A 24,657-nucleotide genomic window follows, 5' to 3' on the forward strand; every position below is an offset into this window, starting at 1 on the left:
ACCGCCCACCGGGCGGCACCCGGTCATCATGTCCGGCCCGATCAAGCCCGTCCGGCGTTTGAGGACGAACGGTCACCGGGCCGCACCCGGTCGTGCAGCCTCAGCCCTCGACCGGCACCCCCGTAGCGACCGGCCCCGCAGAGGCCACCCGCTCCACCGCCCGCTCAGGAACAGGCCCCCCAGCCGGAGGCGTCACCGCGTCGGGCAGCAGCTCCAGCACCGCCCGCCGGTGCCCCTCGCTCGTCGCGTCGTCGTAGGGATCGGGCGTCGCCGGCACCTGGAGCCTCAGCACCGGCCCCGTACCGAGGCGTGCGTACCCCCGCCCCGGCGGCACGTCCGGCGTGGGCGTCGTGTGCGGCGGAGCCCCGAGCACCCCCTCCACCTGCGCCGCCGCCACCGGCCCCAGGACGACCCGGGCGCGCGTGTGCGACCGTACGGCGTCGCCCAGCGCGTCCAGGCAGTCGAGCTGCTCCGCGACGACCACCGTCACCCCCGCGGCCCGCCCGTGGCGGAGCGGGATCTGGAGGTGCTCCTGCGGATCGGGCCGCCCGCCCGCCGCAGCCAGCTGCCCGAACACGCTCGGCCGGTCCACGAAGATCCACAGCGGGCACTTCACGTCGTCGGGCGTGGGATGCCCGGACTGCCGTGCGCGATTCGCCGCGATCAGCCGCCGTTCCGTCTCGTGCGAGGCCCATTCGAGGCTGGACAGCGCGCCGGACAGGGAGGACTCCACCGACAGCACCCCCCGGCGCCCCGAGAGAAACGCGAATTCGCCCGTGGCACTGCCCTCCACGATCAGCACGTCGCCGTGCTGGAGGGCCTGGAGCGCGAGCGAGCGCAGCAGGCTCGTGGCGCCGCTGCCCGGCTGGCCGGCCACCAGCAGGTGCGGCTCCGTGGAGCGCGGACCCGTACGCCACACGACCGGCGGGGCATCGTGGGTCTCGTCGCCCGCCAGGACCGGCACGGTGCGCTGCACCGCGTCGTCGTCGGTGAAGCCGAGCACCGTCTCACCGGGGACGGTGACAAAACGCTGCGCGGCGATGGCGGTGGGGAGGGCGGCGAGGACGGTCAGCACCAGCTGGTTGCCCTCCTCGTCCCAGTCGAAGAGGTACTCGCGCCCGCGCCCCGACTTGGCGTGCAGGAGCTGCTCGATCCTGGCGCGGGCGGCCGGCTCACCGTCGGTGAAGTACGGGGGGTACTTCATCCGCAGCCTGGTGAGCCGTCCGTCACCGTCGAACGTGTACTCGTCGAACGCCGACTCCCACTCCCCGCCGTGGGAGAAGAGCGGACTGGGGTCCTCCGGCACGGAGAAGTAGGGCACCAGCGCCTCGTAGAGGGACCGGAGCCGCTCCGTCTCCGCCTCGTCGGGCCCCGTCCGCTTCGGCGTACGGTCCCGTCCCTTCCAGGCGGCCGCGGCCATCACCGAGATGAGGGCCAGCAGCGGCCCGTACGGGACGAGCGCGACCACCAGGCCGCAGGCCGCCACCAGGAACAGCGCGGGACCGCGCCGCTCCTTGGGGGTGCCGGCCCACTTCTGGCGCCCGGTGGCGGCCAGCACCCGCAGACCACGGGTGATCGTGATCAGCGGATGGAGAACATCCGTGGCGCCGTCGGCGGCCGTGCGGGCCATCTCGCGGCTGCGAGCGAGCTGGGCACTGCCGCTGCTCAGAATGCGGGGGAGCGGTCGCCGGGCCACGTCTGTCTCCTGGGGGGATGCGGGAAGGGAGGGAGGCGGGGGTCAGAACTTGATCCCGCCCAGCAGACCGGCGAGGGAGGCGCCGCCGGCCGTGATGCTCGGAGCGATGGCGGTGCCCGCGAGGTAGAAACCGAAGAGGGCGCTCACAAACGCATGCGACGCCTTGAGTCCGTCCTTCCTGAAGAAGAGGAAGACGATGATTCCGAGCAGCACGACACCTGAGATGGACAGGATCATGAGGATTCTCCTGGTTGAGGGGACAGTCACCATGAGTTCTTCCAGGATCACCGAAAGTATCTATGCGACAAAAGGTGTAAATGGGTGAAATATTTGGTATTTCACCTCACTGGCCCACATCGGGGCCCCGCCCGGGTGGCGGACCGCCCGACCTTGCCGCTGAGCAGTACTCTTTCGTTCACCCGGACGGCTGCGTACGCCGTCCGCACCAGGTCAACGGCGTGAAAGGCGGTTCACCGATGAGCGAGGCCCACGATCCGGCGGTGGTGGAGCTGGCGACGAGGATCTTCGAGCACGCCCGGCGGGGTGAGGGCGACGCCCTCGCCGCGTTCGTGGACGCCGGAGTGTCACCGAACCTCTCCAACGACCGGGGCGACTCCCTCGTCATGCTCGCCGCCTATCACGGACACGCCCCCGCCGTGGAGTTCCTGCTCGCGCGTGGCGCGGACCCGGACCGGGCCAACGACCGTGGCCAGACCCCGCTCGCCGGCGCGGTCTTCAAGGGCGAGGACGCGGTGATCCGCGCCCTGCTGGCCGGCGGCGCCGATCCGGCGGGCGGCACCCCCTCCGCCGTGGATACCGCGCGGATGTTCGGGAAGGCGGACCTCCTGGAGCTCTTCGGAGCACAGTGAGGCGGGAGGGTCCCGCCGTGTGAGGCGGGAGCGTCCCCAGGACGGGCGCGGGAACGGGCGGGAGGCGAAATGTGGTCGCGGAGGCGAAATGGCTGGGTCATCATGACGTCGAGCCCGTACGGGTCCCCGACGAGAGGCAGAGGAAGATGGTCCACACCAAGCGACAGACGACGGTCGGCCGAACTTGTTGCCGCGCGGCCTAGGTATCCATACCCCCCGGTTGCGTCGACAGCTTGAGTGAGGCTTTCCCCATGTTCGATCCAGTCATAGCGCCGAGCGGCACGCTGCTCGGCCTGTTGCAGAGGGGCCGCGGCGACGGCACGCTGCACGCGCTCGCCGCGCCCCGCGCGGAAGCGCTCGCCGCCCTCAACCACTGCGTGCTGACCGACCCGCGCCACGACTGGCAGGTCGAGAACCGCTCGCTGTACTACGCACGCCTCTACCTGGATCTCCACGGCGGTCTTGACGCCATCGACCACCATCTCTTCCGGGCAGAGGACCACTTCGACACCGAGGAGTCCAGAACCGGGCTCTCCCTCGCCGTACTGGGGCACCTCGCCTCGTACGGCAGGCGCGACGCCCTGGACCTCCTCAGGCGCTACGCCGCGACCGGCTCCAACTGGGCCTGGGCCCTGGACGAGCTGGCGCTGCGCGACGACGACACGGGCCTGCGCTCCCTCGCGCTGCCCGTGCTCGCCCGCTTCCCGGCGACCCCGGAGGGCGAGGCCGAACTGGCCTCGGCCGTGCGGGACGCCTTCGAACCCCGCCCCTGGCGGCTCTGGGCCGATGATCCCCGCGCGGCGGTCGGCGGCCGGATCAAGGCCGCGGGAGAACAGGGCTCGTTCGACCGCTGGCAGCGCCAGATGCGGCCGAGCGGTCCCCGGCCGGGCTGGAGCGTCCAGGCCGTCTTCGACTGGGCGCAACAGGCGCTCGACCGGGGCACGCCCCTCCATGTGCCCGCCGCGCGCTGCCTCACGGCGGTCGCGGGGCCCGACGACCGGCAGGCGATCGTCGAGGCCGCGCGCAACGGACCCGACGCGGCCCGGTGCGCCTCGCTCCACTACCTCGCCGAGATCCGCGACCCGGTGGTCCTCGACCTGATCGAGGCCGCCGCGTCGAGTACGGACCGCACGGTCGCGGAGGCCTCCGTCGCCGCGTTCGAGCGGATGTGCGGCGAGGACGCCGTCGACCGGGCCCGGGGCTGGGTCCACCGGCCCGACGCCCTCGGCGCCTCCGCCGCGGGGGTGCTCGCCGGCCGGGGCGGCACGCAGGACACCCAGCTCGTCCTCGGCGCGCTGCGCGAGACCGTACGGTCGGAGGGGCCCGACGCGCCCCTGCTGTGGACCCTCGTCGACGGGGCGGGACGCCTCGGGATCGTCTGCGCCGCTCCCGTCCTGCGGCACGTCTACCGCGAGACCGCCTCCTCCCAGCTGCGCGGACGCGCGGCGAGGGCGCTGGCCGCCACCGACCCCTCGTACGCCACCGGATTCGCCGTCGAATGCCTGTGGGACTGCGAGGAGACCACCAGGGAGGTCGCCGCGCTGCACGCGGAGACCGCCGACGTACGGGTGGCGGAGCGGCTGCGGAGGCTGGCCGCGGATCCGGCCGAGGAGGCCGAGGTGCAGACCGCCGTACGGAGCAGGATCGGCCCCGACGCCGCCGCTCTGTGACCACCGGACGCTCATGACCTCGCGATGACCTCAGGGGCGTGGGCGTCCGGCGGAGCGCCGGGGCGGTGCCCCCGGTCGGGGCGCGCGTGACTCTGTGTGCGTTCCATGTGCGTTTCCGTACGACGTCCGAGGCCGCGGCGCCCTCCGGGACACCCCGGAGTCCAATGCTCATGGGGCGTTCGTCGGGCGGAAAGATCCACGTTGGCAGGGACACGTCCGGCAGGACGACAACACGAGCATGCGTGTCGTCATTGTCACCGAGTCCTTCCCGCCCGACGTCAACGGCGTGGCCCACTGCGCCCTCCAGACCGCCCGGCACCTCGCCGCGCGCGGTCATGACCCGCTCGTCATCGCCCCGGCCGTCGCCGGCGACGACGAGATCGACTCACCGTGCCCCGTGGTACGCGTGCCCTCACTCCCGCTCCCCGGCTACCCGCAGGTCCGGGTGGCACTCCCCAGCCGGCGGGTGGCCGCGACGATCGCCGCGCACCGCGCCGACCTGGTCCACCTCGCGGGCCCCTTCGTCCTCGGCGTGCGCGGCATGTCGGCCGCCACCCGGCTCGGGGTCCCCGCCGTCGCCGTCTACCAGACCGACCTCGCCGGGTACGCCAGGACGTACGTCGGCGCCGGCGAGGCGGCCGCCTGGCGGCGCATCCGCGCCGTCCACACCGCCGCCGACCGCACCCTCGCGCCCTCCAGCGCCGCCGTCAGCGATCTTGCCGCCCACGGCATCCCCCGGGTCAGCCTCTGGCCGCGCGGAGTGGACACCGTACGGTTCCGGCCGGAGCTGCGCGACGAGGCGCTGCGGCGGCGGTTCGCGCCGAACGGTGAGCTGATCGTCGGTTACGTCGGCCGGCTGGCGCCCGAGAAGCACGTGGAACTCCTCGCGGGCGTCTGCGCGCTCCCGGGAGTCCGGGTGGTGATCGTCGGGGACGGACCCAGCGAGGCGTCCCTGCGGGGCGCGCTGCCCGGCGCGCTCTTCCTGGGCCGTACCACCGGCGACGAACTGGCCAGGACCTTCGCGTCCTTCGACGTCTTCGCGCACACCGGTCCCTACGAAACCTTCTGCCAGACCGTGCAGGAGGCCATGGCCAGCGGGGTGCCGGTGATCGCGCCCGCGGCGGGCGGACCGCTCGACCTCGTCGACCACGGCCGTACGGGAACGCTCGTGACGCCCCTCGACGCCGACGCCATGACCCGGGCCGTGGAAGACCTCGCCCACGCGCCCGTCCTGCGCGCCTCCTACGGACACGTGGCCCGGGCCACCGTCGAGGGGCGCACCTGGGCGGTGGTCGGGGACCAGTTGATCGACCACTACGCGGACGTGCTGGGCGCCCGCACGGCGGTGGTCGCGTGAACGCGGCGGGTTCGTCCTTCCCCTCCGCCTCTGCCTCTGTAGGAGGCGGCCTGCGGATCGTACGGCTGGCCAACTTCGTCACCCCGGCCTCCGGCGGCCTGCGCACCGCGCTCCAGGAGCTGGGCAGCGGCTACCTGGCGGCCGGGCACGAACCGGTGCTGATCGTGCCGGGCGAGCGGGAGACCGACGAGCACACCGCGCAGGGACGGGTGATCACCCTGCCGGGCCCGGTGCTGCCCGGCACCGGCGGCTACCGCGTCCTGACCGCGCGGCGGCGGCTGCGGGAGGTGCTCGAACAGATCCGTCCCGACCGGCTGGAGGTGTCCGACAGGACCACCCTGCGCTGGACCGGCGAGTGGGCGCGCCGCCACCGCGTGCCGTCCGTGATGGTCTCCCACGAGACCGCCGACGGGGTGCTGCGGACCTGGGGCGTGCCCGGGGCGGCGGCCGGGCGGACGGCCGACCGGATCAACCTGCGCAGCGCGTGGGCGTACTCCCGGATCGTCTGCACCACGGAGTGGTCGGAGCGCGAGTTCCTGCGCATCGGCGCGCGGAACGTGGTGCGGGCGCCGCTGGGGGTGGACCTGGCGCGGTGCCGGCCGGAGCGGCGCGACCCGGCGCTGCGGGAGCGGTACGCGCGCGGGGCGGACGTTCTGCTGCTCCTCGGCTCCCGGCTGTCGGTGGAGAAGCGGCCCGGCACGGCGCTGGACGCGCTGGCGGAGCTGCGGGCGCGGGGCGTGCGGGTGGTGCTGGTCGTGGCGGGCGAGGGCCCGCTGCGGGCCGGACTGGTCCGCAGGGCGCAGGCGCAGCGGCTGCCCGCCCTCTTCCTGGGCCACGTACGGGACCGGGCCGCCATGGCGGATCTCCAGGCGGCGGCGGACATCTGCCTGGCGCCGGGGCCCGCCGAGACGTTCGGGCTCTCGGCCCTGGAGGCGCTGGCCTGCGGCACACCGGTGGTCGCCAGCGCGTCGTCGGCGCTGCCCGAGGTCATCGGCGACGCGGGCAGGTCGGCGGCGGACACGGGCGCGGCCTTCGCCGACGCCGTACAGGCACTGCTGACCCGCCCGGAGCCGGAGCGCCGCACGGCGGCGAGGACAAGGGCGGAACTGTTCGGCTGGGACCGCTCGGTGGCCGCATTCCTGGCGGCCCACGACGCCGAGCCACTGCGCCCGGCCGAACGGCTGCCCGATCCGGTGTCCATCGCGCCCCCACTCCACCACCCGGACGGGGCGCCACGGTGAGCGGGCCGGGGAGACCCGCGACGCGGGAGGCACCGGGCGAGCCGACGTGCACGCGGCCGGCGGTACGCGACGACACGGCGCCCGCCGGTGCGCCCGCCGCCCCCACGAAGCCGCCACTGCGGCCCGCCAGGGCGGGCATCTCCCCCACGCCGAGGGGCCCGGGAGCCACCCGCACGGGCACACGGACGGTCCCTGGGGCCGCTGCGGACCAGCTTCCGGCCGCCGGCCCGACGGCGGTGCCCGCCACGGAGCCGTCTCCGGCCGGCGGACCGGCCATGGTGCCGACGTCGGAGTCCGTCGCGCCTCCGCGTGCGCGGGGTCTGGTGGCCGCTGCTCTCGCGGGCCCGCGACCGGTTTTCGGGGCCGTAACCGACCCGTCGCCAGTCCGTCGGACCGCGCCGCGAGCCGTCGCCGAGCCGTCTCGGCCCGGTCGGACACCGGTGGGGCCGGTGGCCGCCCCGTCGCCGGTCAGCCGGACCGCGCCGGGGGCCGGTGCCGAGGCGTCTCGCGTCAGCCGGACGGCAGTGGGGGGCGTTGCCGAGGCGGCCTCGGTCGGTTGGGCCGTACCAGGGGCCGTTGCCCAGCCGCTCACCGGCAGCCGGGCCGCGTCCCGCGAACCGGCCGGGGTCGGGGTGCCGGAGCCCGAGGTGGTCGCTTCGCCGCGCGGGATTCGGTTCGCCGCGCTCGGGGATTCTCTGACCGCCGGGGTCGGTGACCCCGTGGACGGGGGCTGGCGGGGGTGGGCCGCGCTGCTCGGTGGCGGGTTGGGCGGTGACGCCGAGTTTCGTAACTTCGCCGTCAGTGGCGCGCTCACCCGCGACGTCGAGGAGGACCAGCTGCCCGCCGTCCTCGACTTCGCCCCCGACCTCGCCTCCGTCGTCGTCGGCGTCAACGACACCCTGCGCTGCGCCTTCGACATCCAGGACCTCGCCCGCCGCCTCGACCGCGTCTGCCGCGACCTCGCCGCACGCGGCACCCTCCTGCTGACCGCCTGCCTCCCCGACCCCGGCACCATGCTCGGCCTGCCCGCGCCGCTCGCCCGCCCGCTCGCCCGGCGCCAGCGTGCCGTCAACGCCGTCGTGCACGCCCTGTCCGAGCGCCACGGCGCGGTCCACCTCCACATGGCGGACGCCGCCTGGGTCGCCGACCGGACCCTCTGGAGCGCCGACCGGCTGCACCCGGGCGAGCGCGGTCACCGGATGACCGCCGCCCGCTTCCACGACCTGCTCGCCGCCCGCGGCCTCGCCCCGGGCCCGGCCCCCTCTCTGGAGGCGGACCGGCCGCCCCCGACCCGTACGGCCGCACTGGCCTGGCTCGCCACCGCGGGCACCGGCTGGGTCGTACGGCGGTGCCAGGACCTCCTGCCCGAACTGCTGCGCCTCGCCGGTGACGAGGTACAACACTGGGCCAGAGGCACCACCGCCCGCCTCGACCTCCACGCCGAACACGCGCTCTCCGGCGCGCTCGCCGCGCTCGGTGCCCGGTCAGCCGGGCCATCTCTTGCGAGAATGGGGGAATGACCGGTACCGGACGCTGGGAATTCTGGATCGACCGGGGCGGCACCTTCACCGACGTGGTGGGCAGGCGCCCCGACGGCCGGCTCGTCACCCGCAAACTCCTCTCCCACCAGCCGGAACGCCACCAGGACGCGGCCGTCGCCGGCATCCGGCTCCTCCTCGGCCTCGCCCCCGGTGAACCCGTCCCGGCCGAGCGGGTCCGCATCGTGAAGATGGGCACGACCGTCGCCACCAACGCCCTGCTGGAACGCCGCGGCGAGCCCACCGTCCTCGTGATCACCGAAGGCTTCCGCGACGCCCTCCGGATCGCGTACCAGAACCGCCCCCGGCTCTTCGACCGCCGGATCGTCCTGCCCGAGGCGGTGTACGAGCGGGTCGTGGAGGTCCCGGAACGGATCGACGCGCACGGCGCCACCGTCCGGCCGCTCGACCTGGACCCCGTCACCGATGCCCTGCGCGCCGCCCACGACGACGGCTTCCGCAGCGCCGCCGTGGTCCTCGTGCACGGCTACCGCCACCCCGCCCACGAGACCGCCGTCGCCGACGCCGCCCGCGCCGTGGGCTTCACCCAGGTCAGCTGCTCCCACGAGGTCAGCCCCCTGATCAAGCTGGTCCCGCGCGGGGACACCACCGTCGTGGACGCCTACCTCTCCCCGATCCTGCGCCGGTACGTCGAGGAGATCGCCGCTGAACTGCGCGGCATCCGGCTCATGTTCATGCAGTCCAACGGCGGACTGCGCGAAGCCGCCCACTTCCGGGGCAAGGACGCCGTGCTGTCGGGACCGGCCGGCGGTGTCGTCGGCATGGTCCGTACGTCGGAACAGGCCGGCTTCGACCGCGTCATCGGCTTCGACATGGGCGGCACTTCCACCGATGTCTCCCACTACGCGGGCGAGTTCGAGCGCGAACTGGGCACCCAGGTCGCCGGCGTCCGGATGCGCGCCCCCATGATGAACATCCACACCGTCGCCGCGGGCGGCGGATCCGTCCTGCGCTTCGACGGACAGCGCTACCGCGTCGGTCCCGACTCGGCGGGCGCCGTGCCGGGCCCCGCCTGCTACCGGCGCGGCGGGCCGCTCACCGTCACCGACGCCCACGTGATGCTCGGCCGTATCCAACCGGCGCATTTCCCGGCCGTGTTCGGCCCCGGCGGCGACCTGCCGCTGGACGCCGAGGTGGTACGGACCCGCTTCGCGGAACTGGCCAGGGACGTGACCAAGGCCACCGGTGCCCACCGCTCGCCGGAGCAAGTCGCCGCCGGTTACCTGGAGATCGCCGTCCTCAACATGGCGAACGCCGTCAAGAAGATCTCCGTACAGCGCGGACACGACATCACCCGCTACGCCCTCACCGGTTTCGGCGGCGCGGGCGGCCAGCACGCGTGCGCGGTCGCCGACGCCCTGGGCATCGACACCGTGATCGTGCCTCCGCTCGCCGGGGTCCTGTCCGCGTACGGCATCGGCCTCGCCGACGCCACCGCCATGCGCGAGCAGTCCGTCGAGGCCGAGTTGACCGGACCGGCGCTGCGCCGCGTGCGCGAGGTGTGTGACGGCCTGGCCGCCCGGGCCCGCGCCGATCTGCGCGCCGATTCCGTACCGGACGACGCGATCACCACCCACGCGCGTGTGCTCCTGCGGTACGCCGGTACGGACGCGAGCCTGCCCGTCGCCCTGGACACCGTCCCGGCGATGGCGGAGGCCTTCGTCGCCGAGCACCGCTCGCGCTACGCCTTCACGATGGACAAGCCGCTGGTCGTGGAGGCGGTCTCGGTCGAAGCGGTCGGGGCGGCGGGCGGGGAGCGTCCGCGCGGGCCGGCGGGGAGGGCTCCCACCGATGCCGGGGCGGAGCCCGAACCGTATGCCCTGACCGGCATGTTCGTGGACGGCCAGGTCCGCGGCACCCCGCTCCACCGGCGCGCCGACCTCCGTACGGGCGCCACCGTCACCGGCCCCGCCGTGATCACCGAGCCTGACGCCACCACGATCGTCGAGCCCGGGTGGCAGGCGGGGGCGGCGGAGTCGGGGCATCTGCTGCTGACCCGTGTACGGCCCCGGCCCACGCGCGTCGCGGTCGGCACGGACGTCGACCCGGTGCTGCTGGAGGTCTTCAACAACCTCTTCATGGCCATCGCCGAACAGATGGGCGTGCGCCTGGAGAACACCGCCCACTCGGTCAACATCAAGGAGCGGCTGGACTTCTCCTGCGCGCTCTTCGACGCCGAGGGCAATTTGATCGCCAACGCCCCCCACATCCCGGTCCATTTGGGGTCGATGGGCGAATCCATCAAGGAGGTGCTGCGGCGCAACGCGGGCGAGCTGCGCCCTGGTGACGTATACGCCATCAACGATCCGTACCACGGCGGCACCCATCTGCCGGACGTGACGGTCGTGACCCCCGTCTTCGGCGAGCGGGGCGGGGAGCTCCGGTTCCTGGTGGCCTCCCGGGGCCACCACGCCGAGATCGGCGGCATCACCCCCGGCTCCATGCCTGCCTTCAGCACCGACATCCACGAGGAGGGCGTGCTGTTCGACAACTGGCTGCTCGTCAGGGACGGCCGGCTGCGGGAGGAGGAGACGCGAGACCTGCTCACCGGCGCCCGGCATCCGTCCCGCGACCCGGACACCAACCTCGCCGACCTGCGCGCCCAGATCGCGGCGAATGAGAAGGGCATCGCCGAACTCCACGCCATGGTGGGGGAGTTCGGACTCGACGTGGTGCGGGCGTACATGGGACACGTACGGCGCAACGCCGAGGAGTCCGTGCGGCGCATCGTCGCCGGCCTCCACGACGGTTCGTACCGCTACGAGACCGACTCCGGCGCCGTGATCGAGGTCGCCCTGCGGGTCGACCGGGCGGCCCGCAGCGCGGTCGTGGACTTCGCCGGCACGTCGCCGCAGCAGCCCGGCAACTTCAACGCGCCCCGGTCCGTGGTGATGGCGGCCGTGCTGTACGTCTTCCGGACGCTCGTGGCCGACGACATCCCGCTCAACAGCGGCTGCCTGGTGCCCCTGGAGGTGCGCGTACCGGACGGGTCGATGCTCGCGCCCGCCTACCCGGCGGCGACCGTCGCGGGCAACGTGGAGATCTCCCAGGCCGTCACGGGCGCGCTGTACGCGGCGCTCGGGGTCCAGGCGGAGGGCTCGGGCACCATGAACAACCTCACCTTCGGCAACGACCGGGTGCAGTACTACGAGACCGTGGCCAGCGGCTCGGGCGCGGGCGACGGCTTCGACGGCGCCGACGCCGTACAGACCCACATGACCAACTCCCGCCTCACCGATCCCGAGGTGCTGGAGTGGCGCTATCCGGTACGGGTGGACAGCTTCGCCGTCCGGGAGGGCAGCGGGGGCGCGGGACGGTGGCGGGGCGGCGACGGAGTCGTACGGCGCATCCGCTTCCTGGAGCCGATGACGGTGACCCTCCTCACCGGACACCGCAGGACGGCGCCGTACGGGATGGCAGGTGGCGGTCCCGGCGCGCTCGGCGACAACTCCCTTGAGCGCGCGAACGGTTCGGTCACCCCGCTGAAAGGGGTCGACTCGGTGGAGACAGGACCGGACGACGTCCTGGTGCTGCGGACACCGGGCGGCGGTGGGTACGGGACGGCGGACAGGGCCTGAGATCAGCCGGTACGGGGGGTGGGCCGGCCGGTACGGGGCGTGGGTCGGCCGACCGGGACGAAGCGGATCGGCGTACCGGGGACCGCCTGCGCGGCCGCCGCGAGGTCCGCCTCCCGTACCACCGCGACCACCGGATAGCCCCCGGTGGTCGGATGGTCGGCGAGGAAGACCAACGGCAGTCCGTCCGGCGGCACTTGGACCGCGCCGAGCACCATGCCCTCGCTGGGCAGTTCACCGGTCGCCGCACGCTCCAGCGCCGGCCCCTCCGTGCGCAGGCCGATGCGGTTGCTGGCGGAGGACACCCGGTAGACGGCGGAGGCGAGCGTCCGCAGGGCCGCGTCCGTGAACCAGCCGTCGCGCGGCCCCAGCCGTACCCGCAACACCAGTTCGGCGGGCGGCGCCTGCGCCGGTACGGCGTCGGCCGGGGCCGCCGGACCCCGTCGGGGACCCAGCGCCAGGACCGTACCGTCGCGCAGGACTGCCGGTCCGAGGCCCGACAGGAGGTCGGTGGACCGGCTGCCCAGTACGGGCTCCACCGCGACCCCGCCGCCGAACGCCAGATAGCTCCGGACCCCGGACACCGCGGGCCCCACTTCGAGCACCGTCCCCGCTGGGACCCGTACGGACTGCCCCCACGCCACCGGGCGGCCGTCCACGGTCACCCCGCACGGCGCGCCCGTCACAGCCACCTCGACCGTGCAACGCGGCCGGACCGCACAGCCGTTGAGGGTTGTCTCCAGCGCCGCCGTGCCCTCCGGATTGCCCACCAGCCGGTTGCCCAGCCGCAGCGCGGGCGGATCCAGCGCCCCGGAGCGGGGCACACCCAGGTGCGCGTGGCCGTGCCGCCCGAGATCCTGGACGCTGGTCAGCGCCCCGGCCCGTACGACGGCCAACGCCCGGTCCGTCACGGGCTCTTGCCCCCGTGTCCGTCGTCCTCCACCGCCGCGAAACGCACGCGTGTTCCCGGGGAGAGGAGGGCGGCGGGCTCGCGCGTCGCGTCCCACAGCACGCTGTCCGTCGTCCCGATCAGCTGCCAACCACCGGGCGAGGAGCGAGGGTAGACCCCGGTGTACGGTCCCGCGAGACCGACCGAGCCCGCCGGGACAGCCGTCCGGGGCGTGGCCCTGCGCGGGACGGCGTACCGCTCACCGAGCCCGGTGAGATAGCCGAAGCCGGGCGCGAACCCGCAGAAGGCGACCCGGAATTCGGCCGCCGTGTGGATCCGTACCACCTCCTGCTCCGAAACCCCCCAGAGCGCCGCGACCTCCGCGAGATCGGGGCCGTCGTAGCGGACCGGCAGGGTGACCGTGTCCGACTCCCGGGAGTCGGGAGGGGACAGCTCCCAGGTGCGCAGCCCGGCCGCGAAACCGGCCGGGTCGTCCAGTCCGTCGAGCAGCACCGTGCGCGCGGCCGGCACGATCTCCCGTACGGCCGGGAGGGTCCCGGCGGCGCGCCGGCGCAGCAACTCGGCGTGGAAGGCCGCTGTTTCCTCGCCGCCGGCCAGCTCCACGAGCAGCGCCCGGTCGCCGACGGGCAGGGCCGTACCGCGATAGGCCCGCGCGGTCGCACTCCTCCTCATACGGGCGGTCGCACTCATACGAAGGCCTCCACCCGGACCCCCGCCGCCTCCAGCTGGCTCCGCACGCGCCGGGCCAGACCGACGGCGCCGGGCGTGTCCCCGTGCAGGCACAGCGAGCGCGCCCGGACGTTGACAGACTGCCCGCACCGCGAGGTCACCACCCCGAACCGGGCCATGGACACGGACCGTTCGACCACGGCCGCCGCGTCGGTGACCACCGCGCCCTCCTGGCCACGGGGCACCAGCGTGCCCTCCGGTGTGTACGCGCGGTCCGCGAACGCCTCGGTGACAGCGGGCAGTCCGGCCTTCTCCGCCAGGTCGTGCAGCCGCGACCCCGGCAGGCCGAGCAACGGCAGCCGCTCGCCGGTGAGTTTGACGCCCTCCACGACTGCCTCCGCCTGTTCCGCGTCGTGCACCACCCGGTTGTAGAGCGCGCCGTGCGGCTTCACATACGCGACCCGCGCGCCGGCCGCCTTCGCGAAGACCTCCAACGCGCCGATCTGATAAGCGATTTCGGCGGCCAGTTCGTCCGGCGGCACGTCCATCGACCGCCGTCCGAACCCCGCCAGGTCCCGGTAGGAGACCTGGGCGCCGATCCGTACCCCCCGCTCGACGGCCCACGCGCAGACCCGCCGCATGGTGGCCGCGTCCCCGGCGTGGAAGCCGCAGGCCACGTTGGCGCTGGTGACGACGGAGAGCAGTTCCTCGTCGTCGGTCAGCCGCCAGCGGCCGAAGCCCTCGCCCAGGTCGGCGTTGAGATCGATGGACGCCCAGGTCATGGAGTCACCTTCCGGTCGTAACAGTCCTGCGATTCACAGCAGTTCGCGCCCACGGGTCTCCGGGAGGCCGAGCAGCGCGAGTACGGCGAGACCGTAACCGACGGCCCCGAAGACCAGGGCGCCGCCGACACCCCAGCCGGTGGCCAGGAAACCGACGAGGGTGGGGAAGAACGCGCCGACCGCGCGCCCGGTGTTGTACGTGAAGCCCTGGCCGGTACCGCGCACGGCGGTCGGATACAGCTCGCTGAGGAAGGAGCCGAAGCCGCTGAAGATGGCCGACATGCAGAAGCCGAGCGGGAATCCGAGGACGAGCAGCAGGCCGTCCGCCGATCCGGGGATGTTGACGTACACCAGGATGGCGAGCGCGGACAGGACGGCGAAGATCGCGATGTTCTTCTTCCTGCCCAGCCGGTCGGTGAGGTAACCGCCCGTCAGATAGCCGAGGAAGGCCCCGGAGATCAGGAACGTGAGATACCCGCCGGTGCCGACGACGCTGAGTCCGCGCTCGGTCTTGAGGTACGTGGGCACCCAGGTGGCGAGCGTGTAGTAACCGCCTTGTACGCCTGCGGACATGAGGGTCGCGAAGAGTGTCGTGCGGAGCAGGCCCGTACGGAAGATCGTGGCGAAGCTGCCCTTCTCCGGACTCTCGCGCCGCTGTCGGGCGGCCTCCGGGGCGTCCTCGACGTTGCGCCGTACGTAGATGATCAGCAGCGCCGGCAGCGCGCCTGTCCAGAACATCACCCGCCAGGCGGTGTCCGCGTCGAGGAACTGGAACACGAGCGTGTAGACGAGCACGGCGAGCGCCCAGCCGGCCGCCCAGGCGCTCTGGACGGCGCCGAGGGTACGGCCCCGGTGCTTGCCGCTCGCGTACTCCGCGACCAGGATCGCGCCGACGGCCCACTCGCCGCCGAAACCGAGGCCCTGGAAGGCACGGAAGAGCAGCAGGGTCTCGTAGTCGGGTGCGAAGCCGCACAGGACGGTGAAGACCGCGTACGTCCCCACGGTGATCATCAGGGCCCTCACCCGGCCGATGCGGTCGGCCAGAATGCCCGCGAGGGCTCCGCCGACGGCCGAGACGACGAGGGTCACGGTGGTGAGGAGGCCGGTCTGGCCGCTGTCGAGCCCGAAATAGGCGGCGATCGCGACCATGCTGAGCGGCAGGGTGAAGAAGTCGTAGGAATCCAGGCCGTATCCGCCGAACGCGCCGCCGAACGCGCGGCGCCCCGACGTCGAGGACATCTACCGCACCCGCCGGCTGGTCGAATGCGCGGTCGTGCGCGGGCTCGGCGAGCCGCCGTACGCCCTGAGCGGGCTGGAGGCGGCCGTCGGTACGGGCGAACAGGCGGCCGGGGACGGGATCTGGACCGGTGTAGCGACGGCCAACATCCACTTCCACCGCGAACTGGTCGCCCTGGCCGGCAGCGCGCGCACCGACGAACTGATGCGCGGGGTCCTGGCCGAACTGCGGCTCGCCTTCCACGTCGTGGACGATCCGCAACGGCTGCACCAGCCGTATCTGGTCCGCAACCGCGTGCTGCTGGAGTCGCTCGGGTCGGGGGACAGGGAGCGGACGGAGCGGCTGCTGGCCGCGTATCTGGACGATTCGCGCGAGCAGCTGGTGGAGGTGTACGCGCGCCGGGTGGCGCAGCCGTAGCCGGGGTCTCGGCGAAGATGAGCACACGACCCGACACGGACCGGCCACCGCACGGGTCGCTTCTGCGCCGTTTCGACCGTTGTCAGTCCGAGGATCTAATCTGTGCAACGTGACTTCGCCTGCCTCGCCGGAATTCGTTCCGCCCCAGCTCAGCGCGGGGCCGCGGCCCGCACAGGGCCCGGCCGCCGACGAAGGGCTGGCGCGGCGGCTGCGCGCGCTCGCGTGCACGGCGCCCCTGCACGATCTGGACACGCGTAAGGCCAACCTCGCGGGGGAGTACTCGATATACGCGATGGCCGAGGTCGCGCTCTCCGCGATCGATCTGGTCACGCTGAACATGGACTTCGACACCGGCGCCGACCACGAGCAGATCGTGGCGAGGCTGCTGCCGCGCGTCGCCGCGCAGGCCCCGCGCCGCCCGGCCGCCGAGCACGAGCGGGTCGCCCGGTGGGTGCTGGAGAACCTGATCAACGTCGGCAGCGTGGACCGCGGCTTCCGGGCGGTGTACGGGACGTTCGGCACCGACGGCGTCTACACCCGCAGGGACTACGACTTCAAGCTCATCGAGGAAGTCCCCGGGCACGGCGGGAGCGTCTACCTCCGTACGACGGACGAAGCGGTCAACGTGCTGGTGGGCGCCCTGGACACGGACGTCACCAGCGCGCAGATCGCCGCCGAGGTCAAGCTGGAGGTCCTGATCAACCGCGGCCGGCTCGCGGACGCGCAACTCGCCGCCGAGCAGGCGAGGTACCGCACGGTGCAGTACGCGGAGACGCTGCGGCGGACGCTGGAGGCGACGCGGCGCAACGTCCGCGCGGTCGACTGGCTGAACGCCGTGCCGGACATGATCGACGAAGCGCTCGACCATGTCGCCGACCGGTACCGCCACGAGAACGCGATCCTCACGAACATCCGCAAGGCCCGCGACGAGGCCGAGACGGGCAACGACCCCAAGACGGCCGAGCACAAGCGGCGCGCCGCCGAGCTGGTCGACATCGTCAAGGACTGCATCCGCCGGCACACCCAGCTCCAGTCCCGGCTGCTGGAGGCCGGACCGCTGTTCCGGGCGGAGCAGGACCGCCAGGCGTTCGCGGGCCCGTCGGGGCGGACGGGCCTCGATCTCTACGGCCAGCTGGTCGCCCCGCTGCTGCCGTTGCCGGTGGAGCGGGCGACGCGCGTGACGGACGCGTTCTTCGCCCGGGGCACCGGACTGCGCACGCCGGTGTCCGTCCGGGTCGGCGACCTGATCGACCTCCTGCTGACGCCCCCGGTCGAGCGCGACCACCTCGGCGCGGAGATGCCGGAGCCCGACCTCATCGCGACGCCGGACGACAGCCGGTTCAGCGAGGAGCAGCTGGCGAGCGCGATGGAACTGCTCACGCTGGAACCCGACGCCCCCCGCCGCCTCTCGGGCCTCCTCGCCGAGGCCCGCCTCCGCGACCCCGAACTGCCCTACCTGGTCATCCTCCTGGCCATCCACGCGGCCAGCCCACCCGTGGGCACGGCCTACCGCCAGGGCGAGGAGCGCCTCCTGTTCGCCGTGGACGACGGCACCCCCCTCCACGACCAGGAGTTCGGCGGCGCCGACCTGATAGTGGGCACGGCACTCCTGGACGCGGCAGGCATGACGGCGTCCCGCACGGAGGCGGCGTGAACGCCACGACACCGCGTCCGGCGGACCCGCTTCGGGCCGCTTACCGTCCGGCGGACGTGCTTCCGCCGGTACGGCTTGTGGCCGCCGCGTGGCCGGCGCGGGCCCGGGTGCGCCCCGGTGAGCGCACTCCTCGCCGCGGTGGAATGCCGACGTGGCCCCGCCGGGCGAGGGACGGGGCGGATCGGAGCCGTACAAGAAAGAAGGCAGTAGGAGCGGCAGGACCGGGGCCCCGATCCCCATGGCGCGGTGGCCGTGCCTGGCCGGGGCGCCGGGTCGTTCTCGTCACAGCCACCCCCCACCGCAAGGAGCAGTCCCCGTGAGCGACCACCACGCCGAGCACTCCGGCGCGTGGGGCGAGCCCGCCGTCGTGGAGACGGCCGAGCGCGCCGTCCCGGCGGCGAGCGGCGCGGTCACCCCCGCCGACGCGGCCGACGCCGCCCGGCTCGTCTCCTTCGGCCTCCAGCCCAAGCTGCTCCCCGCCCGCGACGCGGAATACACCGAACTGCTGCGCCGCTACCGCGAGGACACCGCCTTCGCCCGGATCGCCGACGCCGTCGCCACCGGCTTCGGCCTCGTCGTCCTGGAGGTCTCCCCCCGCGCCGGCATGGCCGTCACCGCCGCCGAGGACTCCGTCTTCGCCGTCCGGATGGGCGACTACGCGCGCCGCGCCGCCACCGACTCGGCCGACCGCTTCCTGCACGGCCTCGCCCATCTGGCCGTCGCCGCCATGTCGTTCCCCCGGCCCGAGGACCTCGCCGACGACGGCTACATCGGCCGGATCACGGTCAACGGGGTCGACGGGTTCGTCCGCCAGGCCTGCCGGCGACTGGAGGAGCGCGCCGAGGAGGACGGCGAGAACACCGACCCGTCCACGGACGCCCCCGGCCTCGAAGTCGCCTGGCGGATCTACTCACGGCGCAGCGCCACCGGCGCCACGAAGGACGCGCGGCGGCTCGCCGGTTCCACCACCGGCATCGTCGGCAAGGCCGTCGCCTTCCTCACCGAGTCCGGCTTCCTCCAGCGCACCGGCGACGACGCCGGAGGCGCGTACCGGACCACCGCCCGCTACCAGCTCCAGGTACGGGACATGGCCGGCCACGCCGCCATGACGGAGCTGCTGGAGCTGGGCATCGTCCCGGTCACCGACGGCTCCGCCACCCTGCTGCCGCCACGCGACGGCGACGACCTCGACCTGGTCGCCGACGCGGGACTGCCCTTCCACTCCTGATCGGCGCCTCGCCGGCCCGTCACCCGCCCCCCGTCACCCGCCCCCCGTCACCCGCCCCCCACACCCGCACCGTTCACCAGACGAGAGTCCGCCGCCATGTACGAGCTGTCCCGGGTCCGCCTCTACTCCATCGGCCCCGCCGGTGCGCGCTACGCCGACACCGTGCTCGACCTGCGCGGAGTGGGCGCGCCCGTGCCGCACCCCGCCCCCGCGCAGGCGGAGTTCTTCGAGGAGGAACCCGTCGGGCCGCCGCGCCGGCCCGCCCCCGCCGGCGTGCTCTTCCTGGAGAACGGCGGCGGCAAGTCCGTCCTGCTCAAGCTGATCTTCTCGGTGATGCTGCCGGGACACCGCAACACACTCGGCGGCGCCAGCTCCGGCGTTCTGCGCAAGTTCCTCCTCGCCGACGACTGCGGCCATGTCGCCCTGGAGTGGCAGCACGTCCTCACCGGCGAACTCGTCGTGGTCGGCAAGGCCAGTGAGTGGCGCGGGCGCCAGGTGTCCAACGACCCGCGGAAGTTCACCGAGGGCTGGTACTCCTTCCGGCCCGGCCCCGGGCTCAGCCTCGACTCCCTGCCCGTCGCCGAGGCCACCTCCGTCCGGCCGCCCTCCGAGGGCGCCTCGGGCGCGCGCGGCCGGCGCCGCACGATGAAGGGCTTCCGGGACGCGCTCACCGAGGCCGGCAAGTTCTACCCCCACCTCGACGTCCACTGGGAAGAGATCCACGACCGCTGGAACGAACACCTCGGGGACCTCGGCCTCGACCCCGAACTGTTCCGCTACCAGCGGGAGATGAACGCCGACGAGGGCGAGGCCGCCGGCCTCTTCGCCGTCAAGAAGGACTCCGACTTCACCGACCTCCTGCTGCGCGCCGTCACCGACACCCGCGACACGGACGGCCTCGCCGACCTGGTCGGCGGCTTCGGCAACAAGCTGGGCCGCCGCGCCGAGCTGACCGCGGAGCGCGACTTCACCGCGGGATCGGTCGATCTGCTCGGCCGTATCGTCGAGACCACCGGGACCCGCGCGCGGGCCCGTGACATCCATGCGGCCGCCGAGCGCCGGGCCCGTACGCTCGTACGGCGGATCGCCGCCCGCGCGGCCGAGGAGCGCGGCCGGGCCGCCGAGCTGGCCCAGCGGGTCACCGCCGCCGCGCACACCGTGACCGGGGCCGAGCAGGCGCGGGGCCGCAGCGCGCTCATCGCCGCCGAACTGGCCTACCGGCACGCCTCCCTGGCCCTCGCCGTCGCCGAGAAGCGCGCCGCCGCGCAGCGCCGTGAACTCACCGAGGCCCGTACGCTCCACTCCGCCTGGCAGGCCGCCGAGGCCGTCCTGCGGCACCGCGCCGCCGCCGACCGCGCGGCCCGCGTCGCCGTCGCGATCCGCGAGGCCGAGCGGGACGCGGCCCCCGCGCTGGCCGCGCGCGCCACGGCGGCGGGTGATCTCGTCCGCGCGCTGCACGCCGCCGCCGAGGACGGCGAACGGCTCGCGAACGAGGAGGAGGAGCGCTCCGCCGTCCTCCAGGAGACCGGCGAGGCCGCCCACCGCGACGCGACCTCCGCCGCGACCGAGGCGCAGCGCGCCCGCAGCGAGATCGGCCATCTGCGGCAGCGACTGGGCGAGGTGGAGCAGGAGACGACCGAGGCGGTACGGGCCGGCTGGCTCGACAACTCCGCACCGGACGCGGACCCGGCGCGCGCGGCGCTCGCCGCGACGGACGCCGAGAAGGCGGCGGTGGCGGCCTGGGACGGCGCCCGCGAGGCGGCCCGTACGGCCGCGGAGCGCGCCAGGGAGGCGGCGGCGGAGGAGTCCCGCGCCGAACTGACGGCGGCCCGCGCCGCCGACGCGGCCTTGGCCGCCGAGCACGCGTACGACGCGGAGCACCGCGCGGCCGAGTCCCTCGCCCAGGACGAACGCCTGGCGGAACTGCTCAGCCTCCCCCCGACCCCCCAACCCGGAGTCCCGGCGCCCCGCACGGCCCAGCCCCCACCCCGCACGAGCGCCGCCACCCATGAACGCGCGTCCCGTGCCACAAGGGTCACCGCGAAGGTCCCGCTGGGGGAGCCCACCCAAGAGAGGGCACAAGGCAGGGCCGTTCCTCCGGGCGTTGGTGCCACTTCATCGATCCCGGGCGGAGCCCGGGACGGTTCGTCGGGCACGGCGCCCGCCGGGGACGCCCGCACGGGCAGGGAACCGTTCGGTGCCTCCGGCGAGGCCGTTTCGCCGGGCCGGGGCGGTGCTTCGGCGGTGCCCGGCGGGGACGGCTCGGCGGGTACGCCGACGAGCGAGAGCGACCGGTCGGGCGACCGCCTGAACAGGGCCTCGGGCGAGCCCGGCCCAGCGGCCCAGGACCGCTCTTCGACGACGGCCGGGGAAGCCCGGGGCGGTTCGTCGGGTACGGCGTCCGCCGCGGACGCCTGGTCGGGTGACCGGCCGTTCGGGGCCTCTGGCGTTGCCGGTCCGGAAGGTCAGGGCCGCACTTCGGCCGCGCCCGGCGCAGGCTCGGGTGGTTCGCCGGGTACGGGGCCCGGTCCGAGCCACTGGTCCGGCGGCGGAGCGGGCAGTGCCCCCGGCGGCGCCGGACATGCGGGCCAGGGCCATCCCGCAACGAACTCCGCCGCAGGCCGCGGCGGTTCCGGTGAGAACGGGGCGGCGTCCGGTCCCGCCGGGGCGGCCTTGGACCGAGGCCCGCTCAGCGGCCAGGAGGGCGACCCGGGTGGCACCGCCACCGGCTCGCGCGACGTCCGTCGGACCGACGAGGTGACCGCTGGCGCCGCCGGCGCGTCCGGTACGGCGTCCGGCGGCCGACGTCGTGAGGGTCACGACGACCTCATGGGCGCTCCCGCGGCCATGTCCGCCGGCGCCGACGCGTCCAGCGCCACGGCTCCGGTCAGCGCCGGTGACCCCCAAGGCCCCTCGGCCGACGCAGACGACCCCGCCGGCCACGACGGCGGTCACCCGGCCCCCGCCCACCGCAGGCGTTCCGCCCCCCGACGCGCGTCCGACGCGCCCCTCACCCCCGCCGAGTTGGACCGGTTCGCCGACGAACTGCGCGAGCTGCTCGACCAGGGCATCGCCGCCGCCGAGCGGCAGCTGTTCGATCTGCGGACCGTCGCCGCCGACGACTCCCGGATCCTCGGCGCGCTCGGTGACGGCGGGTTGCTGCCGCCCGGGCCCGACGTGCTGGCCACCGTCGAGTACCTGGGCGAGCACGGCATCCCCGCCCTCCCCGGCTGGCGTTACCTCGCCCAGGCCGTCGACCCCGGCGACCACGCCGCCGTCCTCGCCGCCCGGCCCGAGCTGGTCGACGGCGTCGTGATCACCGACCCCGCCTCGCACGCCCGCGCCCGCGACGTCCTCGCCGGTGCCGCCCTGCTGCCCCGCTCCGCCGTCGCCGTCGGGACGGCCGCCGCGCTGCTCGCGCCCGTCCCCGGCCCCGGCGCGGCCGGCCTGGACGAGGGCGGCGTGTTCCTCGTACCGCCGAACCCCGCCATGCACGACGAACACGCCGCCGACGAAGAGCGCCAGGCCCTCCGCGCCCGTGCCACCGTCCGCGACGAGGACATCAAGCAGCTCGCCGCACGCCTGGCCGGCGACCGATCCCTGGCCGCCCGCCTCGGCTCCTGGCGCGCCGACTGCCCGCCCGGCATGCTCACCGAACTCGCCGAGGCGGCCGAGACCGCCCGGCGGACCGCCGTGACGGCCGAGGCCGCGCTCGCCGAAGCCCGTACGGTACGGGCCGAGGCGGACGAGGCCGCCGCCGACACCGCCCGCGTCCGCGAGGAACGGCAGGAGACCGCCCAGCGCGCCCGCCGCGTCGCCGACGCCCTCGCCGGCCTCGCCTTCCGCCTCCGCGAACGCGCCGCCTGGCAGGCGAAACTCCGCGAACTGGCCGACGACGCCGCCGAGTCCGAGGCCAGGGCCGCCGCCTGTCTGGAACGGGCCCGCGCCTCGGACGAGGACCGCAGAGCCGCCCAGCGCGCCGCCGACGACGCCCGCCGCACCGCCCGCGCCCTGCGCGCCGAACGCGCCGAGATCGCCGGCGCGCCCGAAACCCTCCCGGAGCCGGCCCCCGACGCCCCCCGCATCGCCCTGCCCGCCCTGCGCGAGGCCTACCGCGCCGCCTCCCAGCTGTACGAGAAGGTCGGCGTCGGCGCCGACCTCCGCGCCGAACAGTCCCGCGCCGAGAGCGACGAGAGCGCCGCCGTGACCGAGTTGGACCGGCTCAGCAACAAGGTCCGCACCCGCGCCGCCCAACTCCTCGAATCCACCGACGGTGCCGACGGCCCGTCCCGCCAGGCCGCCGCCGCCCGCGCCGAATCACTCGTCCAGATGCTGGAGACCCGCGCCACCACCGCCAGCGAGCAACTCGGCCGCCTGCGCGGCGAGGCCGAACGCCTCGCCCCGGCCGACGGCGAGGGCGACGGCGGCGCGCACACCGAACTGCCCGAGGACCTCGTCCCCGCCGACGTCGAGCAGGCGCAGAGCATGCTCCGTACGGCCACCACCGAACGGGCCCTGCGCACCGACGCGCTGGACACCGCCCGCGCCGCCCACGGCGAGCTGCTCCACTCCCACCGCGCGGCCGAGGACGCGGCGGGCGGCTTCGACGAGACGAGCGCCCTCCTGCGCGACCTGCTGCGCGGCGCGGTCGCCGACGACACCGCCGCCGACGAGACGGCCGAGCCTCCGGAGCCGTACCCCGGCGGCCTGGAGGACGCCAGGCAGGCCGCCGCCGAGGCCCGCCGGTCCCTGCGCGGATGCGCCCAGGACCTCTCCACGGCGGACGCCGCCCTGCGGGAGACCTGCGACGTGCTCGTACGGCACGCCAACTCCACCCGCTACGAGCAGGTCCGGACCCCGGCCCGCCAGCAGATCAGGGAGCTGCCCGCGTCCGCCCTGCCGGAACACGCCGAACGCTGGGCGGCGGCCTTCGCCCCCCGGCTCCGCGTCCTGACGGACGAGCTGGCGCAGCTGGAGCGCAACCGCGAGTCCATCGTCGACCGGCTGCGCGGCCTGGTCGAGTCCGCCCTGACCACCCTCCGGTCCGCCCAGCGGCTGTCCCGGCTGCCGGAGGGCCTGGGGGAGTGGTCCGGGCAGGAGTTCCTGCGGATCCGCTTCGAGGAGCCGGACCGTACGACCCTCACCGAGCGGCTCGGCGAGGTCGTCGACGAGGCGACCCGCGCCGCCCTCAAGAAGAACGCCGACCTCCGCAGGGACGGCATGTCCCTTCTCCTGCGCGGTGTTCAGGCGGCGCTCCAGCCCAAGGGCATCGCCGTCGAGATCCTCAAGCCGGACGCCGTGCTGCGCGCCGAGCGCGTCCCCGTCGGGCAGATGGGCGACGTCTTCTCCGGCGGCCAGCTGCTCACCGCGGCGATCGCCCTCTACTGCACGATGGCGGCGCTGCGCAGCAACGACCGGGGCCGTGACAAGCACCGCCACGCGGGGACGCTCTTCCTCGACAATCCGATCGGCCGCGCCAACGCCACGTATCTGCTGGAGCTCCAGCGCGCGGTGTCGGACGCCCTCGGCGTGCAACTCCTCTACACCACGGGCCTCTTCGACACGACGGCGCTCGCCGAGTTCCCCCTCGTCATCCGCTTGCGCAACGACGCGGACCTGCGCGCCGGGCTGAAGTACATCAGCGTGGAGGAACACCTGCGCCCCGGTCTGCCCAAGCAGGACCTTGACGGCGAGGTCGTCCACGGTGAGATCACCGCGACCCGCATGTTCAAACGGAGTCAGGACGCCATCGCCACCGAGGGAGCGGACGCCACCCAGCAGTAGTGGGCCCTG

At 74.3% G+C, this 24,657-nt stretch carries 15 protein-coding genes and 1 pseudogene; 10 read left to right on the forward strand and 6 right to left on the reverse strand.

Features of this window, described 5'->3' with window-relative positions:
* Positions 1-100 precede the first annotated feature (100 nt).
* Together OG349_RS30235 and OG349_RS30240 are read right to left on the reverse strand one after the other, a co-directional pair.
* Positions 101-1,696 (reverse strand): hypothetical protein, encoded by a 1,596-nt coding sequence (locus OG349_RS30235; RefSeq protein WP_327237597.1) that lies wholly within the window; start codon positions 1,694-1,696, stop codon positions 101-103.
* A 42-nt stretch (positions 1,697-1,738) separates the two neighbouring features.
* A complete protein-coding gene (locus tag OG349_RS30240) occupies positions 1,739-1,933 on the reverse strand; it encodes a hypothetical protein (protein WP_161307554.1) in 195 nt (64 codons plus the stop codon).
* Positions 1,934-2,172: 239 nt separating this feature from the next.
* On the opposite strand from OG349_RS30240, the gene OG349_RS30245 reads away from it, so the two are divergent.
* The 6 genes from OG349_RS30245 (at position 2,173) to OG349_RS30270 (ending at position 11,970) form a co-directional block, all read left to right on the forward strand.
* Positions 2,173-2,565 carry an ankyrin repeat domain-containing protein gene (locus tag OG349_RS30245; RefSeq protein WP_327237598.1) on the forward strand — a complete coding sequence of 131 codons (393 nt, stop codon included), beginning with the start codon at positions 2,173-2,175 and terminating at the stop codon, positions 2,563-2,565.
* Positions 2,566-2,816: 251 nt separating this feature from the next.
* Positions 2,817-4,235, forward strand: coding sequence for a HEAT repeat domain-containing protein (locus OG349_RS30250; protein ID WP_327237599.1), 1,419 nt, complete (start codon positions 2,817-2,819; stop codon positions 4,233-4,235).
* 238 nt (positions 4,236-4,473) lie between these two features.
* Positions 4,474-5,592 (forward strand): glycosyltransferase family 4 protein, encoded by a 1,119-nt coding sequence (locus OG349_RS30255; RefSeq protein WP_327237600.1) that lies wholly within the window; start codon positions 4,474-4,476, stop codon positions 5,590-5,592.
* The gene (locus OG349_RS30260) at positions 5,589-6,833 is read left to right on the forward strand and encodes a glycosyltransferase (RefSeq protein ID WP_327237601.1); all 1,245 of its coding nucleotides are present in this window, start codon (positions 5,589-5,591) and stop codon (positions 6,831-6,833) included. Before OG349_RS30255 ends, OG349_RS30260 begins: the two co-directional genes overlap by 4 nt.
* Before the next feature lie 632 nt (positions 6,834-7,465).
* Positions 7,466-8,353 carry an SGNH/GDSL hydrolase family protein gene (locus tag OG349_RS30265; protein WP_442806435.1) on the forward strand — a complete coding sequence of 296 codons (888 nt, stop codon included), beginning with the start codon at positions 7,466-7,468 and terminating at the stop codon, positions 8,351-8,353.
* Complete coding sequence (locus OG349_RS30270) at positions 8,350-11,970, forward strand: hydantoinase B/oxoprolinase family protein (protein ID WP_327237602.1); 3,621 nt, start codon at positions 8,350-8,352, stop codon at positions 11,968-11,970. The genes OG349_RS30265 and OG349_RS30270 overlap by 4 nt, the downstream gene beginning before the upstream one ends.
* 2 nt (positions 11,971-11,972) lie before the next feature.
* Here OG349_RS30270 and OG349_RS30275 read toward each other — a convergent pair whose 3' ends face one another.
* The 4 genes from OG349_RS30275 to OG349_RS30290 are packed head-to-tail and all read right to left on the reverse strand — an operon-like array spanning position 11,973 to position 15,567.
* On the reverse strand, positions 11,973-12,878 hold the full coding sequence (locus tag OG349_RS30275) for a biotin-dependent carboxyltransferase family protein (protein WP_327237603.1): 906 nt from the start codon (positions 12,876-12,878) through the stop codon (positions 11,973-11,975).
* Positions 12,875-13,567, reverse strand: coding sequence for a 5-oxoprolinase subunit PxpB (pxpB, locus tag OG349_RS30280; RefSeq protein ID WP_442806336.1), 693 nt, complete (start codon positions 13,565-13,567; stop codon positions 12,875-12,877). The genes OG349_RS30275 and pxpB overlap by 4 nt, the downstream gene beginning before the upstream one ends.
* The gene (locus tag OG349_RS30285; RefSeq protein ID WP_327237604.1) at positions 13,564-14,328 is read right to left on the reverse strand and encodes a LamB/YcsF family protein; all 765 of its coding nucleotides are present in this window, start codon (positions 14,326-14,328) and stop codon (positions 13,564-13,566) included. Before OG349_RS30285 ends, pxpB begins: the two co-directional genes overlap by 4 nt.
* Positions 14,329-14,361: 33 nt before the next feature.
* A complete protein-coding gene (locus OG349_RS30290) occupies positions 14,362-15,567 on the reverse strand; it encodes an MFS transporter (protein WP_327237605.1) in 1,206 nt (401 codons plus the stop codon).
* Between OG349_RS30290 and OG349_RS30295 the strand changes: the two are divergent.
* The 4 genes and pseudogenes from OG349_RS30295 to OG349_RS30310 all read left to right on the forward strand — a co-directional run.
* Positions 15,554-15,982, forward strand: a pseudogene (locus OG349_RS30295) (FCD domain-containing protein); the annotation flags it as partial. The gene OG349_RS30290 and the pseudogene OG349_RS30295 sit on opposite strands and share 14 nt — an antisense overlap.
* 109 nt (positions 15,983-16,091) lie before the next feature.
* A complete protein-coding gene (locus OG349_RS30300) occupies positions 16,092-17,636 on the forward strand; it encodes a hypothetical protein (RefSeq protein WP_327237606.1) in 1,545 nt (514 codons plus the stop codon).
* 316 nt (positions 17,637-17,952) lie between these two features.
* The gene (locus OG349_RS30305) at positions 17,953-18,864 is read left to right on the forward strand and encodes a hypothetical protein (RefSeq protein WP_327237607.1); all 912 of its coding nucleotides are present in this window, start codon (positions 17,953-17,955) and stop codon (positions 18,862-18,864) included.
* A gap of 96 nt (positions 18,865-18,960) precedes the next feature.
* A complete protein-coding gene (locus OG349_RS30310) occupies positions 18,961-24,648 on the forward strand; it encodes a hypothetical protein (protein ID WP_327237608.1) in 5,688 nt (1,895 codons plus the stop codon).
* Positions 24,649-24,657 lie beyond the last annotated feature (9 nt).

Source organism: Streptomyces sp. NBC_01317, from assembly GCF_035961655.1.
Taxonomy (GTDB): domain Bacteria; phylum Actinomycetota; class Actinomycetes; order Streptomycetales; family Streptomycetaceae; genus Streptomyces.

Excerpts from the sequence above, each read along its gene's own strand:
- OG349_RS30240 (WP_161307554.1), bottom strand. The coding sequence starts at position 1,933 with ATGATCCTGTCCATCTCAGGTGTCGTGCTGCTCGGAATCATCGTCTTC.
- OG349_RS30245 (WP_327237598.1), top strand. The coding sequence starts at position 2,173 with ATGAGCGAGGCCCACGATCCGGCGGTGGTGGAGCTGGCGACGAGGATC.
- OG349_RS30250 (WP_327237599.1), top strand. The coding sequence starts at position 2,817 with ATGTTCGATCCAGTCATAGCGCCGAGCGGCACGCTGCTCGGCCTGTTG.
- OG349_RS30255 (WP_327237600.1), top strand. The coding sequence starts at position 4,474 with ATGCGTGTCGTCATTGTCACCGAGTCCTTCCCGCCCGACGTCAACGGC.
- OG349_RS30270 (WP_327237602.1), top strand. The coding sequence starts at position 8,350 with ATGACCGGTACCGGACGCTGGGAATTCTGGATCGACCGGGGCGGCACC.
- pxpB (WP_442806336.1), bottom strand. The coding sequence starts at position 13,567 with ATGAGTGCGACCGCCCGTATGAGGAGGAGTGCGACCGCGCGGGCCTAT.
- OG349_RS30285 (WP_327237604.1), bottom strand. The coding sequence starts at position 14,328 with ATGACCTGGGCGTCCATCGATCTCAACGCCGACCTGGGCGAGGGCTTC.
- OG349_RS30290 (WP_327237605.1), bottom strand. The coding sequence starts at position 15,567 with ATGTCCTCGACGTCGGGGCGCCGCGCGTTCGGCGGCGCGTTCGGCGGA.
- OG349_RS30310 (WP_327237608.1), top strand. The coding sequence starts at position 18,961 with ATGTACGAGCTGTCCCGGGTCCGCCTCTACTCCATCGGCCCCGCCGGT.